Annotated in this window: 13 protein-coding genes; 7 read left to right on the top strand and 6 right to left on the bottom strand. The window is 66.9% G+C overall.

The features are described 5' to 3' along the window. Window positions 1-225: 225 nt before the first annotated feature. The 5 genes from ABZY45_RS31735 to ABZY45_RS31715 all read left to right on the top strand — a co-directional run bounded on the left by ABZY45_RS31735 (window position 226) and on the right by ABZY45_RS31715 (window position 4,884). A complete protein-coding gene (locus tag ABZY45_RS31735; RefSeq protein ID WP_356745661.1) occupies window positions 226-891 on the top strand; it encodes a GNAT family N-acetyltransferase in 666 nt (221 codons plus the stop codon). Between the two features lie 180 nt (window positions 892-1,071). After that, complete coding sequence (locus ABZY45_RS31730; RefSeq protein ID WP_327113347.1) at window positions 1,072-1,272, top strand: DUF4236 domain-containing protein; 201 nt, start codon at window positions 1,072-1,074, stop codon at window positions 1,270-1,272. A 150-nt stretch (window positions 1,273-1,422) separates the two neighbouring features. Then, window positions 1,423-2,952: a UDP-N-acetylglucosamine 1-carboxyvinyltransferase gene (locus tag ABZY45_RS31725; RefSeq protein WP_356745612.1), complete on the top strand. Its 1,530-nt coding sequence runs from the start codon at window positions 1,423-1,425 to the stop codon at window positions 2,950-2,952. Window positions 2,953-3,286: 334 nt separating this feature from the next. Continuing rightward, complete coding sequence (locus ABZY45_RS31720; protein ID WP_356745610.1) at window positions 3,287-4,021, top strand: hypothetical protein; 735 nt, start codon at window positions 3,287-3,289, stop codon at window positions 4,019-4,021. A 128-nt stretch (window positions 4,022-4,149) separates the two neighbouring features. Next, on the top strand, window positions 4,150-4,884 hold the full coding sequence (locus tag ABZY45_RS31715) for an aminoglycoside phosphotransferase family protein (RefSeq protein WP_356745608.1): 735 nt from the start codon (window positions 4,150-4,152) through the stop codon (window positions 4,882-4,884). A gap of 356 nt (window positions 4,885-5,240) precedes the next feature. Here ABZY45_RS31715 and ABZY45_RS31710 read toward each other — a convergent pair whose 3' ends face one another. From ABZY45_RS31710 to ABZY45_RS31695, 4 genes are all read right to left on the bottom strand, one after another. Then, window positions 5,241-6,512 carry an MFS transporter gene (locus ABZY45_RS31710; protein WP_356745606.1) on the bottom strand — a complete coding sequence of 424 codons (1,272 nt, stop codon included), beginning with the start codon at window positions 6,510-6,512 and terminating at the stop codon, window positions 5,241-5,243. Between the two features lie 168 nt (window positions 6,513-6,680). Beyond that, window positions 6,681-7,022: a WhiB family transcriptional regulator gene (locus ABZY45_RS31705; protein WP_356745659.1), complete on the bottom strand. Its 342-nt coding sequence runs from the start codon at window positions 7,020-7,022 to the stop codon at window positions 6,681-6,683. Window positions 7,023-7,039: 17 nt separating this feature from the next. Further along, window positions 7,040-7,540 (bottom strand): MaoC family dehydratase, encoded by a 501-nt coding sequence (locus ABZY45_RS31700; protein ID WP_356745604.1) that lies wholly within the window; start codon window positions 7,538-7,540, stop codon window positions 7,040-7,042. Between the two features lie 1,008 nt (window positions 7,541-8,548). Further along, window positions 8,549-9,034 (bottom strand): DUF1269 domain-containing protein, encoded by a 486-nt coding sequence (locus ABZY45_RS31695; RefSeq protein WP_356745602.1) that lies wholly within the window; start codon window positions 9,032-9,034, stop codon window positions 8,549-8,551. A gap of 676 nt (window positions 9,035-9,710) precedes the next feature. Here ABZY45_RS31695 and ABZY45_RS31690 point away from each other — a divergent pair. Together ABZY45_RS31690 and ABZY45_RS31685 are read left to right on the top strand one after the other, a co-directional pair. After that, window positions 9,711-11,453, top strand: coding sequence for a pyruvate dehydrogenase (locus tag ABZY45_RS31690; RefSeq protein ID WP_356745600.1), 1,743 nt, complete (start codon window positions 9,711-9,713; stop codon window positions 11,451-11,453). Between the two features lie 346 nt (window positions 11,454-11,799). Next, window positions 11,800-13,197, top strand: a complete 1,398-nt coding sequence (locus ABZY45_RS31685) for a CHASE3 domain-containing protein (protein ID WP_356745598.1) — start codon at window positions 11,800-11,802, stop codon at window positions 13,195-13,197. A 140-nt stretch (window positions 13,198-13,337) separates the two neighbouring features. Here the strand turns inward: ABZY45_RS31685 and ABZY45_RS31680 are convergent, their stop codons facing one another. Both ABZY45_RS31680 and ABZY45_RS31675 read right to left on the bottom strand, forming a co-directional pair. After that, complete coding sequence (locus ABZY45_RS31680; protein ID WP_356745596.1) at window positions 13,338-14,258, bottom strand: transposase family protein; 921 nt, start codon at window positions 14,256-14,258, stop codon at window positions 13,338-13,340. A 129-nt stretch (window positions 14,259-14,387) separates the two neighbouring features. Then, window positions 14,388-15,158, bottom strand: a complete 771-nt coding sequence (locus ABZY45_RS31675; RefSeq protein ID WP_356745594.1) for a transposase — start codon at window positions 15,156-15,158, stop codon at window positions 14,388-14,390. Window positions 15,159-15,334 lie beyond the last annotated feature (176 nt).

Here is a 15,334-nt window from a genome sequence, read left to right as displayed (position 1 = left end):
GCCGCGCGGTCATGCCCGGGCGCCCGTGTCCGGCGCCACTCCGTGATGACGCACGGCCGCCCCCCCCCGGGCCGGACCGATCCGCCCGGCGACCGGGAGCCGGCGTATCGGTGGAGGCGCAGGACGCGTACGCGACCGAGCGTGACGAAAGGTCACCGCGCGCAGCGCTCCACGCCCGGTGCGGCAGCACAGACCGACGACGACCACCTCGCCCGGGAAGGCATCGTGCACTTCACCAACACCTCTGAGGCCGTACACGCGTGGGTCCACGGGTGGGCCCTCTCACGCGGCGCCGCCGAGCCGGTGCGGCAGCCGTGGGGCTTCACCGTGCGCCTCGGCCACCCCAGGCACACCACGAGTCACATCCTGCCCACCGCCGACGAGGCGACCGTGCGCGAGCTGACCGAGAGCACCACCGGGCCCGGCGTCCGGCTGAAGGCCTTCGTACCGGTGGAGTCCCTGGCGTCCTGGACGGCGCCCGGCTGGTCGCTCCCGGACCCGCCCGGCTTCCTCATGTCCACGACGCTGCACGCCCCTCGCACCCACACCCCGCCTCCCCTTCCCGGCGGCTACCGGCTCCGCACGTGGACCAGCTCCGGCGTCGTCCACGCGCGGGTGCACGCGTCCGACGGCACCACCGCCGCGCGCGGCCAGACCGCGGTCACCAGCGCCACCGCCGTCGTCGACAAGGTGGAGACCCACCCCGCACACCGGCGCCGCGGGCTCGGCCGGGTGATCATGCACACCCTTGCCGAAGCCGCCGCCACACGGGGCGCCACGGCGGGCCTCCTGGCGTCCACGACGGAGGGCCGCGCCTTGTACGCGTCGACGGGATGGCACGTGGCGGCGCCCCTGGCCAACGCACTGCGGGGACCGGACCCGGTCGGCTGACGCGCGGTCAGCGAGGCCCGGCGCACCGGCGAGCGCGTCCGTACGCGTTCCCGCGCACGCCCCCGCCGCTTCGGGATACCGCGGATTCCCGCGCACGCCCCGCCGCTTCGGACCACCACAAATTGCCGCGCATGCGCTCGCCGGTTCGGGATACCCGTACTTCTGACAGAGGAGGCACAGATGCCGCTCACATTCCGCAAGAGCTTTCAGATTCTCCCGGGCGTCCGGCTGAACATCAACCGACGCTCGTGGTCCGTCACGACGGGTGGACGGCACGGCCCGAAGCGGACCCACAGCAGCACCGGTCGACGCACCACGTCGATGGACCTGCCCGGCCCCTTCGGCTGGCGGAAGACGACGAAGCGCAGCCGCCGCAGCTGACTCACCCGATCGGCGGAACACCGCACGCCGGGCCGCCGGGTGCGCCTGATCCTCGAATCAGGCCTCCACCCGCGGCCCGGCACAGTGCTGTTACCCGACTCGCACACCCCCGGCACGATCTTCATCTCATATCTGAGATAGCGTGCAGGCATGGAAGACGACTACCTCGCACGTATCGGCAAGCTCATCCGTGACGCCCGTCAGCATCGTGGCTGGACACAGAGTCAGCTCGCCGAGGCGCTCGCCACGAGTCAGAGCGCCGTCAACCGTATCGAGCGCGGCAACCAGAACATCAGCCTTGAGATGATCGCCCGTATCGGTGAAGCCCTCGACAGCGAGATCGTGTCTCTCGGCTACTCCGGCCCCATGCATCTGCGGGTCGTCGGGGGACGCCGGCTCTCCGGCTCCATCGACGTCAAGACGAGCAAGAACGCCTGCGTCGCACTGCTCTGCGGCTCGCTGCTCAACAAGGGCCGTACCGTGCTGCGCCGGGTGGCGCGCATCGAGGAGGTCTTCCGTCTCCTGGAGGTCCTCAACTCCATCGGCGTGCGTACCCGCTGGATCAACGACGGCGTGGACCTGGAGATCCTGCCGCCCGCCGAGCTGGAGCTGGCAGCCATCGACGCGGACGCCGCACGCCGGACCCGCTCGATCATCATGTTCCTCGGCCCGCTGCTCCACCGCACGGACCGCTTCACCCTGCCGTACGCCGGCGGCTGCGACCTCGGCACGCGCACCATCGAGCCGCACATGATCGCGCTGCGCCGCTTCGGCCTGGAGATCGCCGCCACCGACGGGCTCTACCACGCGCAGGTCGACCGCCAGGTCCGCCCGGGGCGCCCCATCGTGCTGACCGAGCGCGGCGACACGGTGACCGAGAACGCCCTGCTGGCCGCCGCCCGGCACGACGGCACCACCGTCATCCGTAACGCCTCCTCCAACTACATGGTCCAGGACCTGTGCTTCTTCCTGGAGGCGCTCGGCGTTCGCGTCGACGGCGTGGGCACGACGACGCTCACGGTGCACGGCGTGCCGGAGATCGACGTGGACGTCGACTACTCCCCCTCCGAGGACCCGGTCGAGGCGATGAGCCTGCTCGCCGCCGCCGTGGTGACGGAGTCCGAGCTGACGATCCGCCGGGTCCCGATCGAGTTTCTGGAGATCGAGCTCGCGGTCCTGGAGGAGATGGGCGTCGACTGCGACCGCACGGCGGAGTACGCCGCGGACAACGGCCGCACCAGGCTGGTGGACCTGACGGTCCGTCCCTCCAAGCTCGAGGCGCCCATCGACAAGATCCACCCGATGCCCTTCCCGGGCCTGAACATCGACAACGTGCCGTTCTTCGCGGCGATCGCGGCCTCCGCGCACGGCCAGACCCTGATCCACGACTGGGTCTACGACAACCGCGCGATCTACCTCACCGACCTCAACCGCCTGGGCGGCCGGCTCCAGCTCCTGGACCCGCACCGCGTCCTGGTCGAGGGCCCCACCCGCTGGCGCGCCGCCGAGATGATGTGCCCGCCCGCGCTGCGGCCGGCGGTGGTGGTGCTGCTGGCCATGATGGCGGCGGAGGGCACGTCCGTGCTCCGCAACGTGTACGTGATCAACCGGGGGTACGAGGAGCTGGCGGAACGGCTGAACTCGGTGGGGGCGCAGATCGAGATCTTCCGGGACATCTGACGGTGGGGTGTTGTGCCCCTTGGAGCTAAGGGGCACAACACCGCACCATGCCATCTGACCTGCGAATACTTACCTTCACGGCCCTTCACTGATCACTGTTGCTTTTCAGCACCTTGTGCAACGCGTGTGCAAGGTGATCTTGCATGGTTGACGGTACGTCAGTTAAACCTGAGCGCCCGTCAGCCTTCACTGAAGGGTCTCCCCCGAAGTGGCCCCGCAACGTCCGAGGTCGGTCGTGTAACGCTGACCGCGTCCGGTCGGCCATCGGCACCCACATCGAGAACCCGGCAAGCCACCCGATCATGCAGCAGTCCCAACCGACCTGTTCGCCGCCGTGTCACGGCTGGGCATCGTGGTCGGCGCCTCTGCCTTCGACGCCTATCACCACGATGAAGCCTCAAAGACGTTCCGGTTCGCAGCAGACTGCGCCGAGGAGGCCGGCGAATGGCATCTGCGGGCCAAGACGTACTCGTTCCTCGCACGGCAAGCCGTGTGGATCGGGGCCCCCGACGACGGCCTTACGTACGCCGAGAAGGGGCTTGTGCGCTCCGACCGCCTGACGGCGTCCGAGCAGGCGATGCTTCACACGGCAAGGGCCAGGGCCTTCGGGAAGATGGGCAACGTCCGGAACACGATGGCGGCCGTCGGTGCCGCAGACGAGGCGTTCACTCGAACCCGGCCCAGCGAAGAATCGCCGTGGATGGCCTACTACGACGAGGCGCAGCACAACGGGGACACGGCTCACGCCCTCTTCGATCTCGCGATCCTCGCCGGGCAGGACCCGGGCCGGGCAGCGCGCCGATTCAACACAGCAGTGAAAGGACACACGGCCGCCTACAAGCGGTCACGTGCGATCTCGCGGACGAAGCTGGCCTCCCTGCTCATGGCCAAGGGAGACCCTCGCCAGGCGGCGGCGCTCGGCCACGACGCCTTGAACGAGGTAGGCCGACTCACCTCCCGGCGAGCCGCCGACGATCTGCGGCAGCTCGGCCAATTCGCCTCCAAGCATCGGACTGTCCAGGAGGCTTCAGCGTTGCGAGATCGGATCGCCGCTACGGTTTCCGCATGACTCCTTCGGCATCCGAATCTGCACGTCATGTCCTGAAGCAGGCTTGTTCGGCGGTCGGGTTGGACTCGCACGGAGCGGAGCCTCTCCGTCTGGCCGAGAACCAGATATGGCGGCTGCCTCGTCAGCGGGTGATCGTACGGATCGCCCGGGAGGGACCGAGCGCTGCGGCGGCCCGCGAGGTGCGCGTCGCACGCTGGCTCGCCCAGGAGAACGTCCCGGCCGTTCGCCTAGCCGACGTGGAGCAGCCGGTAGAGGCAGACGGGAGACCCGTCACCTTCTGGGCGGAACTGCCGCCGCAGCAGCACGGCTCGGTTGAGGATGTCGCTGAACTCCTCACGAGGCTCCACTCCCTGCCCCCGCCGGCGATCGAGCTGGGGTACCTCGATCCCTTCGTCCGGGTCGGCGAACGGCTGCACGCGGCCACCACGATCCGCGACGACGACAAGCCGTGGTTGCACGCCCTTCACCGCGACCTCCTAGCGGCCTGGGCCGAGCGGCCGGCCGGTCTCCCTGATCGGGCCGTGCACGGTGACGCCTGGCCCGGCAACATCGTCCGCACTGCCGATGGGGTCCTGATGATGGACCTGGAGCGCTTTTCTGTCGGGCCCCCGGAGTGGGACCTCGTGTCCACTGCAGTGCGCGCGAAGACCACGGGCGCCGTCAGCGCACGCGAGTACGACCGCTTCTGTGCGGTGCACGGGTACGACGTGACGGCGTGGGAGGGCTATCCCGTCCTCGCGCGCGCCCGTGAGCTGCGCATGGTGACGTACGCAGCGCAGCACGCAGCCAGCAACGCGGAGTGGAGAAGCCAGGCGCAGTACCAGATCGACTGTCTCCGCGGTCGATCCGGCCCGCGGCCGTAGCCGTGGAAGGGAATCCTCTGAGACGCCCATCCCCACGTCCAGGCCAGATCGAACACCGCGGCCGCCCCACACCCGACGGTCGGGACGGCGCTCCACCACAGACCACAGGCGCCGTCCGCGCCCACGAGCTTGCGCATCTGCTGGGTGCCTTGGACTGCGCGTGCTCAGAGCGTGGTGCGCGTCGCCGCTCGCTTCCTTGGCCACTGGCTGTCGGCGTTGCAGATACGACCGATTCAGCGGGCCACACCCCGTGAACCTCACGCCTCGCAGAAGGGTCTGATGCAGCGTTGGTGACAGGTTCAGTCACGCGGCCTGGAGAGCCGGTGCGGTCATGACGGTCTCGTATTCGACCGGGGTCACCCTGCCACCGTGTCCTGACTCACGACGCGCCGTTCGGACAGCAGACCGACCAGGGCCAGCAGAGCGAGAGCGATAACGCCGGCACCGTACTCCCGCGCCGTGATCAGCAGACCCCCGGCATGAACGACCAGGTAGCCGGCCACCACGGATGGCACTCCCATGCCGAGATAACACACGACGTACAACAGCGACAGGACACCTGAGCGTTCATGGGCGGCGGCCAGTGGCATCACCGTGCGGATACCGCCTTGGAATCCACTGCCGAAGCCGATACCGGCGACGGCCGAACCGAAGAAGAACAGCGCCGGGGAACCGCCCTCTATGGCGACCAGGGTTGTCGCGACGCCGACGACAAGAGTGCCGATCCCGATAAACATAACTGTGCGCGGCGGCGCCGAGTGCAGCACGAGAGTCGCAGCGGCGGCGACCCCGGCCAACACGAACAGAGCCAGCCCTCCGTAGACGGCTGATGTGGAGTGGGTCAAAGCGCGCACCAGGGACGGGCCCAGCGAAGCGTAGAACCCCGCCAGGGCCCAGACGGAGAACAAGATTGGTGCTGCGTTCAGGACGGCGCGCCGAACAGTCCTGGGCAACTTGATGACGGGCACCAGCGAAGCCAGCGCTCCAGGCTCGGGCGTCAATGTCTCATGCATCAGGACCACACCCACCGCCTGCACCGCCATGACGACCACCAGTGCGAGGTAGACCAGGTGCGTGGGTGCCGGCACGTACTGCACCAGGAAGGCTGAGGCCAGAGACCCGGTGGCCGTGCCCAGCCCAGGCGTGAAGGAGTTGGCGATGGCCCCGCGGGACCGGTCGATGTCCAGCATCCCGGCACCGACGGCACCCAGCGCGGCTCCTGCCGAGAGGCCTTGGACGATGCGGCCGATCAACAGTTCTGGCACACCGGGCGCGGTAGCGAAAAGCACCATCGCCCCCGCTTGCGCCGCGAGTGCCGCCAGCAGTACCGGTCGACGGCCGAGGTGGTCGGACAACCGCCCGAGCGTGAGCAGCGCGACCAGGACGGCAATCGCGTACACACCGAACACCACGGTGGTGGTCAGTGGGCTGAAATCCCATTGCGCCTGGTAGACGGCGTACAACGGTGTAGGAGCACTGGAGGCGGCCAGGAACGACACGACGATCGAGGCCAGCAGGTAGAACGCCACACGCGGGGGCAGCGCACTGAACCTCCCGGTGCCGTGCCGGGCAAGACCGGCCCCTCGCCCTGCCATGTCGTGATCCTGCTTGGTGGACTGTTTCCGCATGTGGCTTCCCGCATTAAGTAGACCGGTCTGTTTAATTCTGTGCCGCTCCAACACCGCCGTGGCCACGTTCCTTCCCTCGGCGGTACGCCCGCCATCGGTAGCTGGCGTGGGCTGCTCGTGACGGCGCCTCTGCTTCAGGAAGCGCGCCACCACGGCTTGCCTGCTGCTCTACTTTTGGTCCCGGCGCTCCCGCTCGGTGGTACCACCCCACACGCCGTACTGTTGGCGGAACGTTTCAGCGAAGGCCTGGCAGTCCGATCTCACCGGACAGGCAATGCACACAGCACGCGCACCGTCCTCCCTCCGCCTGCGCGCGTTTCCACGCTCTCGCGGAGGAGAGAAGAAGACTGAGCTCTTCATGCCTCGACAAGCCGCTTCGACTTGCCACTCCCAGGCGCGGAGAAGCGGTTTGGTCTGGGGTTTCACGATTCTCCCGTCCGGCCGCTCCCCGATCGAGGAGACGATAACCGAGTTCTGAACATGCGCCGCACATAATGGGGCACCGACCATGAAACAGCGCGTCGGCGTCAACGCTGCAAATAATATTTATACTGACCAGAGAGGACCAATTCCCCGTTCTGCTTGTGCATCGTTGCCCGCGCAGTGACAACGTTCTCCTCATTCTGCGATCGGAGATCAGTCACTATGAGCATCGGATGGAGGACGTCCCCCGCCCGCACCTCAGCCATGAATCTGAAAGACATCTCCAGGAAGCGGACGGCACCTTTTCCGAGGAGGTCTGGGAACAGGTCGGCTTCGGATACGCCGAACACCGGATCCTGCATGCCTGGAGATACCGGCATGGAGTCCGCGCGGCACCCGCCTCCTCCGCCGCCGCAGTGGGCCGAGTGACCGTCCGGAGGTGCCGCTGGGAAGAACTCGGCGTGAGAGCACGTCAGCCTGCGGCTTGGAGCTCTCAGAATGTCACCCACCCGGACATCGCCGAGTGCGTGAAGCAAAGTGGTCGGTTGGGCGTCGGCACCGAAGAGAACGTAAGACGGGGAACCGGATTTACTGTCGATCTTCATTCGATCCCTTTCAGCTTCGATGGCGGGCACGGACCGTTTTGAGTCTGGACCAGCGCCGCATCCCTCTTTCCCTCGCACAGCATCGCATTGCGTTTCTGCTCCACAAGTCGATACGTCGCACCCATCGCTCCTCGGCAGGACCACCAGAGACTCATGAGAGAAGTCGGAGAGGCCGGAATATGGCACGGTTTCGGGTCGATCCACCAGGAGATCGATTCCCATTCACCATGCAGCCTACCGACAGACCACTTTTTATTGTTGCCCGGAATGCACACCTCTTGCCCCTAGGGGAACTCAACCGGCTCGCACGCCAGGACCCCCCGCACTTTTCCGGCGGATCAGCACGCGGCGTCAGATGAAAATGGGCCGTTCCGCGCCCACAACGCCGAACGCCCCGTCCACGCCATCAGCGCTGTTCCTCCACCACGATCGCTATGAGGTTGTCTCACGTAGCGAGCTTCGCGAGTCTCTTGTCGCAGGTGAAGGTCCGCCGCGAGGCTGAGGAAGGCAAGGAAGTGGCTGCCTTTCTTCGCTGGCACGGGACGGTGAGGGGGCGGTAGTCGACAAGCCAGGAGATCGACCGCTCGATTTTCCAGCGGTGCCGGCCGAGGCGTTCGCCGGACTCGTTACCCGGCTGGGCGATGCGTGGGACGAGGTTGCGGCCGCGCAGCCGCCGCGCACCGCCGGTTCACCGTGTGGACCGAGTCGAGACCGTGGCGGCGGTTGTACCGGGGCGCTGACCGGGCCGAATCCGGTCGGTCGGGCCCCGGTCCTCGGACAGCACATGCAGTTGCTGCCTTTATTGCGCCCGCCGCTGGCCGTCGCGGTGTCCGGTGCAAACATGCACGACAGCCAGGCACTCACGATCCGCGCGGACAAGGCGTATCCTCCGCCGAATGCCTCCACTATGGGCAGGTGGCGACCATGCCTCTGACGAGGTCAGCACCTCCGGTCGACCGGCAGCCTCACCGCTGAGTGATCCGACCGGTCGGCTGGTCTGTCGGCGTGTCACCCTTCGAATAGTTCCCGCAGAGTGGCCTCCTGCTCCCTGTCGAGATTCGATCGGATCAACTCCGCGTGCTCCTCGGGCATGGCCTCCTTCACACGGTCCACCACCTCGCCCTCGGACAGCAGGAAGAGCGCTGACGTGCCCGGTGTCACTTGGGAGGTGACCGATTCGATGAAGTCGTCGTCGATGCCCACATCGGCCAACCTGCCACCCAGAGCACCGGCAGCGGCGCCGACGGCGGCTCCCAGAAGTGGCATGAGGAAGAGCAGACCGAAGAGCAGACCCCAGAAGGAGCCCGACAGAGCACCCATCCCTGTCAGGTCAGTGAGCTGCTTCGTCCTCGGTTTCCTGGCCCCTGCCGGCCAACTGACAGTGGCGGCGTCCACCACCTTGATCAGCTCCTGCTTCTGCAGGTCGAGCAATGCCCGTTCCACCTGCTGTGCGCTTTCGGGCGCGTTGAACTTCCAGACCGTCAACGTGGCCATGAGTGTGCCTTTCCGAAGTGTGGATTCAGACACCCAGTAAAGGCCCGGCGGAGCCCGTCCTGAGCCGCAGATCGCACACTGTGCAGTCTCGTGACACGCCTATGCACGGGAAGGAAAGAATCCCCCGCCACGACACGGAACCCGAGGGCCGGTCCACACCTCTGCACGGCCGCCCCTGAGGCGTCGCCGTCGTGATGCACCGGCTGTGTGAAAACCGGATCACCGTCTTCCCTCACTCTTCCATGAGGGAGTCATGCTTGACGATGCCCAAACCCTGGAGCTCTTCCGCTTCGCTGATCGGTGTAGGGACCGAATGGTGATGTTGATGATCTGCCCCCAACGAGATGAACATGCGGCATCTGGTGTGACCACGGCGTCGAGGCCTTCTGGACAGCCCCGCTCCCTCCGCCGGAGGAGCGCGTGCTGCGCGTGGCGATCCGCTGGCGGACGAACTTGACGCTCCACCGAGTCCGCCCTCGTTCGGCATCCCGCAGTCCGCGGCCGACCGCACCCCCGGCCGTCTCGGCCCGGGCTTCAGCGTCAAGCGGGCTCGATCGTCGCCAGGCTTGCAAGGTTGGTGCGTTCTGGGTTCTGAAGAAGTGCACTGACGGGACAGGCCCCTTGTGACCGCTCACTAATCTGACCCTTTCCATGGCCAATCAGCTGGAGGAAAGCAGTGACCAAGCAGAGCGTCGCCGCGCAGTATGTCGATCTTCTGGCCCGTGCGGGCGTGCGTCGCATGTACGGCGTGGTGGGGGACAGCCTGAACCCCGTGGTGGATGCCATGAGGCGGCATCGGTCTCTGGAGTGGGTACAGGTACGTCACGAGGAAGTGGCGGCGTTCGCCGCCGGCGCCGAAGCACAACTCACCGGGCGGCTTGCGGCCTGCGCCGGCTCCTGCGGGCCGGGCAACCTGCATCTGATCAACGGCCTGTACGACGCCCATCGGTCGATGGCGCCGGTCCTCGCCCTGGCCGCGCAGATACCCAGCGGTGAGATCGGTACCGGCTACTTCCAGGAGACCCACCCCGACCGGCTGTTCGCGGAATGCAGCCACTACTCGGAACTGATCTCCTCCCCCCGGCAGATGCCTCGTGTGGTGCAGACGGCGATCCAGCACGCGGTGGGCCGGCGCGGGGTGTCAGTGGTGGCCCTGTCCGGGGATGTCGCGGAGGATGACGCCCCTCCCGGCGGAGCCGAACTGACCGTGCAGACGGACCGGCCCTCGATCCGGCCTGCCGACCACGACCTGGCCCGGCTGAGGGAGATGGTGGACGCCGCCGGGAAGGTCACGCTGTTCTGCGGCCGGGGGGTGGCTGGTGCACACGCCGAGGTGATGGCCTTTGCGGAAAAGGTCAAGGCGCCTGTGGGTCACGCGCTCCGCGGGAAGGATCACATCCAGTACGACAACCCGTTCGACGTCGGCATGTCCGGTCTGCTGGGGTACGGCGCCGCCTACGAGGCAATGCATGAGTGTGACCTCCTGATCCTTCTGGGCACCGACTTTCCGTACTCGCATTTCCTTCCGCGGAACGTGAAGACGGTGCAGGTGGACATCCAGCCCGAACGACTCGGCCGACGGACGCAGTTGGAACTCGCCGTCTGGGGAGATGTACGCGAGACGCTGAGGTCCCTGACGCCGGTCGTGCAGGAGAAGCCGTCGCGGCGCTTCCTGGACCGGATGCTGCACAAGCACGCCCACGCTCTGGAGAAGGCGGTCGGCGCCTATACGCACAGCGTCGAGTCACTCACACCCGTCCACCCCGAGTACGTAGCATCGGTACTGGATGAGGAGGCCGCCGATGACGCGGTCTTCACCGTGGACACCGGTATGTGCTGTGTCTGGGCAGCCCGCTACCTCACCCCGAACGGCCGGCGCCGTGTACTGGGCTCCTTCGTACACGGTTCGATGGCGAACGCCATGCCGCAGGCGATCGGTGCCCAGTTCCTCGACCGGGGTCGGCAGGTCGTGTCCCTCTCGGGGGACGGCGGCTTCTCCATGCTGATGGGTGACTTCCTCACCGCGGTCCAGTACGACCTCCCCGTGAATGTCGTCGTCTTCAACAACTCTTCCCTGGGCATGGTCGATCTGGAGATGATGGTCGACGGCCTGCCCCCGCACGGTACCGGCTACCCCCACACCGACTACGCCGCCATCGCCATCGCCGCCGGAGCGCGCGGCATCCGCGTGGAGACTCCGGCCGAGGTACGCGGCGCTCTGCGCGAGGCGTTCGCTCACGACGGGCCGGCCCTTGTCGACGTGGTCACCGATCCGGACGCACTGGCCATCCCGCCCAGGACGACTGCCGGCCAGGTCAGCGGCTTCGCCCTGTCCGCAGGTCGCACCATACTCACAGGCGGAGTCGGGCGCATGGTTCACCTCGCTCGCACAAACCTTCGCAACATCCCTCGCCCCTGAGCACGATCCAGCACGATCTGTTCAGCCGGTACACGCACAGGAGGCCCCCGGGCCGGTCGCACCCGTGCACCGGTACGGAGGTGTCGTGCACATCGCACCGGGTCCCGACGGCCCCGGTACCGGTGTACTTCTCCATGGGGTGGGTGCGGCCCGCACCGTCTTCGTCAGCGATGGTCCTCGGACTACCGGGAGTGCGACAAACGGCAAAAGGTTATGAGCACTGCCATATCGGTTGATTAATCCCCGAAGGCCGCCCCACAGGGACACTATTCGGACATGTTTTCTTTCGTCCGCAGATGCGTTGCACACTCTGAGTGTCTCAATTCTTTCCATCGGCAGGCGGACCATGCGCGCAGGGCGGGAACACAGAGGTCGACTACTGGGGCTGACAAGCCTCACCATCGCGGCGAGTGGTCTGCTCGCTTTGCTCATCGGTGTCGGCTTCGCCGTACTCATGTGGGCCATCGCCGACTCGAACAGCTCCACCGCGGCCAGGCGCGCCTCCCGGTCCGCCCTGGTGGAAGCAGGATCCATGGAACAGCTACTCGTCGACCTGGAGACGGGGCAGCGTGGTTACGTCATCACCGAGCACGAAGATTTCCTCGCCCCATGGGTCGCGGCGCGCCACGCGCTGCCGGAGGAGAAGCGGCGGTTCACCGAGAACACCACCTCCGTCGAACAACGGCGTGCCGCCGAACAGATCGCCCAGGGGGTGCAGTCCTTTCTCGACAGCTACTCGATCCCCCTGGTCGACATGGTCCGGCGTGGCGACCCTGCCGCCTCCGGCCTGAAGGAGGCCTCCGAGGGCGAGGAGAGGGTCGTTGCACTGCGAGCAGAGTTCGATCGCTACGTCAAGGATGAGCGTGTTCAGTTGGCACAGCGTGAGGATGCCGCAGAAGCCAACAGCCAGCAGGCCGTGGTCGCCGCCGCCCTGGGGCTTGCAGTATCGATCGCGCTCGTAACCGTCTTTACGGTGCTCCAGCACCGCGCGGTAGTGCGGCCGGTGCGTGGGGCTGCGGCAGCGGCACGGGAACTGGCCGGCGGTGACCTGAGCGTGCGGGTGGCACCCAGCAAGGTGGCAGAGATCAGGACACTGGGCGCCTCCTTCAACCACATGGCCTCCTCCCTCCAGGACAGCCGCCGCCGCATCATGGAGAGCACCGAAGCCGTACACCGCCGGACCGCCAGGGATCTGCACGACGGGGCGCAGCAGCGCCTGGTGAGCCTGATAATCGGGCTCCGGCTGGCGCGGGAGCTGATACCCGCCACGGAAACTTCCGCGGTCGACCTGCTGGACCAGTCGATCGACAACGCCCAGACTGCGATCAACGAGCTGAGGGAACTCGCCTCGGGGATCTACCCGCTCGTGCTGACGGTGAAGGGCCTGGTCGCGGCTGTTCGGGATCTAGCGGCCCGGTGCCCGGTGGCGGTCGTTGTCGAGAGCAAGGATGAACGCAGGATCTCCCGGACGGTCGAGTCGAACGCGTACTTCGTAGTAGCCGAGGCTGTCACCAACGCGGTCAAGCACGCCCAGGCGTCCAGGATCGACATCTCCCTCGAGTTCGTCGACACGTTGAGGATCACCGTCTCCGACGATGGCATCGGCGGTGTGGACATGGTCAACGCAGGCAGCGGAATGATCGGCCTGGCAGACCGAGTGGCAGCCTTCGACGGCAAGCTGGCCATCGACTCTCCCCCCGGCGTCGGCAGTACTCTCCGGATCCGCATCCCGATTCCGGACTGACCGCCTCCCTGGCGGCGGCCGCTTGGGCCGGGGGCTGGACCGGACGTGACCGACCTCGTTCCAGAAGTTCGCCTTCCTGTCCTTGCCGGTCGGGCTCTTCGAGCGGTGAGACGTCGAAGAGGTCGGTGGGGCCTCGGTGCTCACGTCCGAGCCGAGATCAGGTCTGCGGTCTGCTGATGGGAGAGCAGGCCGGCGATGGCTTGGACGGTGTCGTCCATGTGCTCGCGGCGGCCGAGATGGCGGGCGAGGGCTCGCCAGTTCTTCAGGTGCGCGATGCCGTGCTCGACCCGGATGCGGCGTGAGCAGTGTGCTTTGCGCTGTCGCTCATGCATCTCCTCATACCAGTCAGGGGCGTTCTTCTTGAACTTGCGGTGAGGTGGTGTCACCACCCGGCCACCGGTCTGAGCGCCGAGCCCCTGGTAGCCAGCGTCGGCGAGAATCTCGACCGCCGGACCGTCGGCCAGGAGCTTGACCAGCCCTAACTCTCTAGCGTGGGTGATGTCCGCGCAGCTTCCGGGCGTGGTCGGGCTGCAGTACAGCAGCCGCCCCTCCTCGTCGGTGAAGACCATGGCCTTCACGGCGTTCTGCTTGTTCTTGCCGGAGATGAACTTGTCCCGGTCCTTGTGGCCGACGGCCGGGCGGCGGACTCGGATCTCGGTGCCGTCGATGATGCAGGCTTTCCCGGCTTGGCCTAGGTGGCCGACGACCTCGGCCAGGGTTCGCAGCCGCACGTCGGGGCTGATGGTGCATCCTCGCTCGGCAAGCAGGGGCCGCACCTCGCCGATGGCCCGGGTGACAGTCGAGCGGTCCACGCCGAACCAGCAGGCCAGCACATCATGAGTGACCCCGTGACGAAGGTGCACGAGCGTGGCCAGGAGCCGATCGACGAAGACCATACGGTACTTCGCACCAGCGCCCACAGCACGCTTCCGCGGCCGGGACGCAAGCCTGGCCTGGTGTCGCTCATGCCACAACGGCCCCACCTCGGCAACGAGTTCCGCGATCACAACGGCCGACAGGCCCGTGATCCTCCGGTCACTGATGATCGCTGTGCGCGACACGTTCCCCACCACACAACCATGATCGACGACCCAGAGGCCGACGTCCCACCGCTTACCGTGCACGACCTCGTAAAGGTTGTTGCAAAAGGGTGGGTGTGGGCAGGTCAGGGTGGCGGTTGACCTGCTGGTTCAGCCTGTCATGGCGAGGTTGTGCATGCTGGCGACGGCTTGGACCGCGTGGTGAAGGCCATCTCCTTTCTGGCGGCAGTCGCGGAGGATTTTCCAGTTCTTCATGCGGGCGAAGGTGTGCTCGACGCGGGCACGGACGCGTCGGTGTTCGGCGTTGTCCTTCTCCTGGCCGCGCAGGAGTGGGCGTCCGGCTCTTCTGCGGTGCGGGACGACCAGTCCGGTTCCCGGGTAGGCGCCGTCTGCGATGACCGTTGTCCCGGTCGCGATGGCGGGCAGGTCCGATTCTCGCCAGGCGTGGGCGTCAGCCTCGTTTTCGGGGACGGGGCGGGCCGAGGCGATCACCAAGCGGCTGTCCGCATCGATGATGACCTGCACGTTCGCCGAGAACCGATAGTTACGAGAGGACGCGGCGACCCTGCGGTCGCGGACCGGGACCAAGGTTCCGTCCAGGATCCACAACCGTTCGACATCCGCGACAGGCCGCGGCGCCGGCTCCAGCGCGAGAAGCGGCCGCAGGCGATGGATGACCCGGCAGACGGTGGCCGGTGAGCAGCCGAACAGCGGGGCGAGCTGGCGCATCGTGAGGTTGGTCCGGTAGTAGACGGCCACCAGGAGCACCCGGTCCGCCAGCGTCAGGCACCACGGGCGCCCTCCACCGGGACCGTTTCCTCCCCGCTCCCGTACCACCTTCACCAACTTCTCGAACCGGCCCATGCGCAAGCCGGTGAACGTCTCCACCCACAAAGGCTCAGCCCGCAACACCCCACCCATACAAGAGGAATGCCCTATCCCAGGCGTTCTGCAACAGCCTTTAGGGTGACGGCAGCCTCCGCCCACACCCGGCCGAGCCCGTCACGCGGCACACGTAAACCTAGGGTTGTCCCTACAGTCCCCGTAAGGCGCGCCCCGGACTCATCTCAGGTGAGCTTGACAGCCATCGGTCCCGG

Origin of the sequence: Streptomyces sp. NPDC006516, assembly GCF_040611875.1 — a bacterium.
Classification (GTDB): domain Bacteria; phylum Actinomycetota; class Actinomycetes; order Streptomycetales; family Streptomycetaceae; genus Streptomyces.
This window is presented reverse-complemented; position numbering and strand designations above follow the sequence as displayed.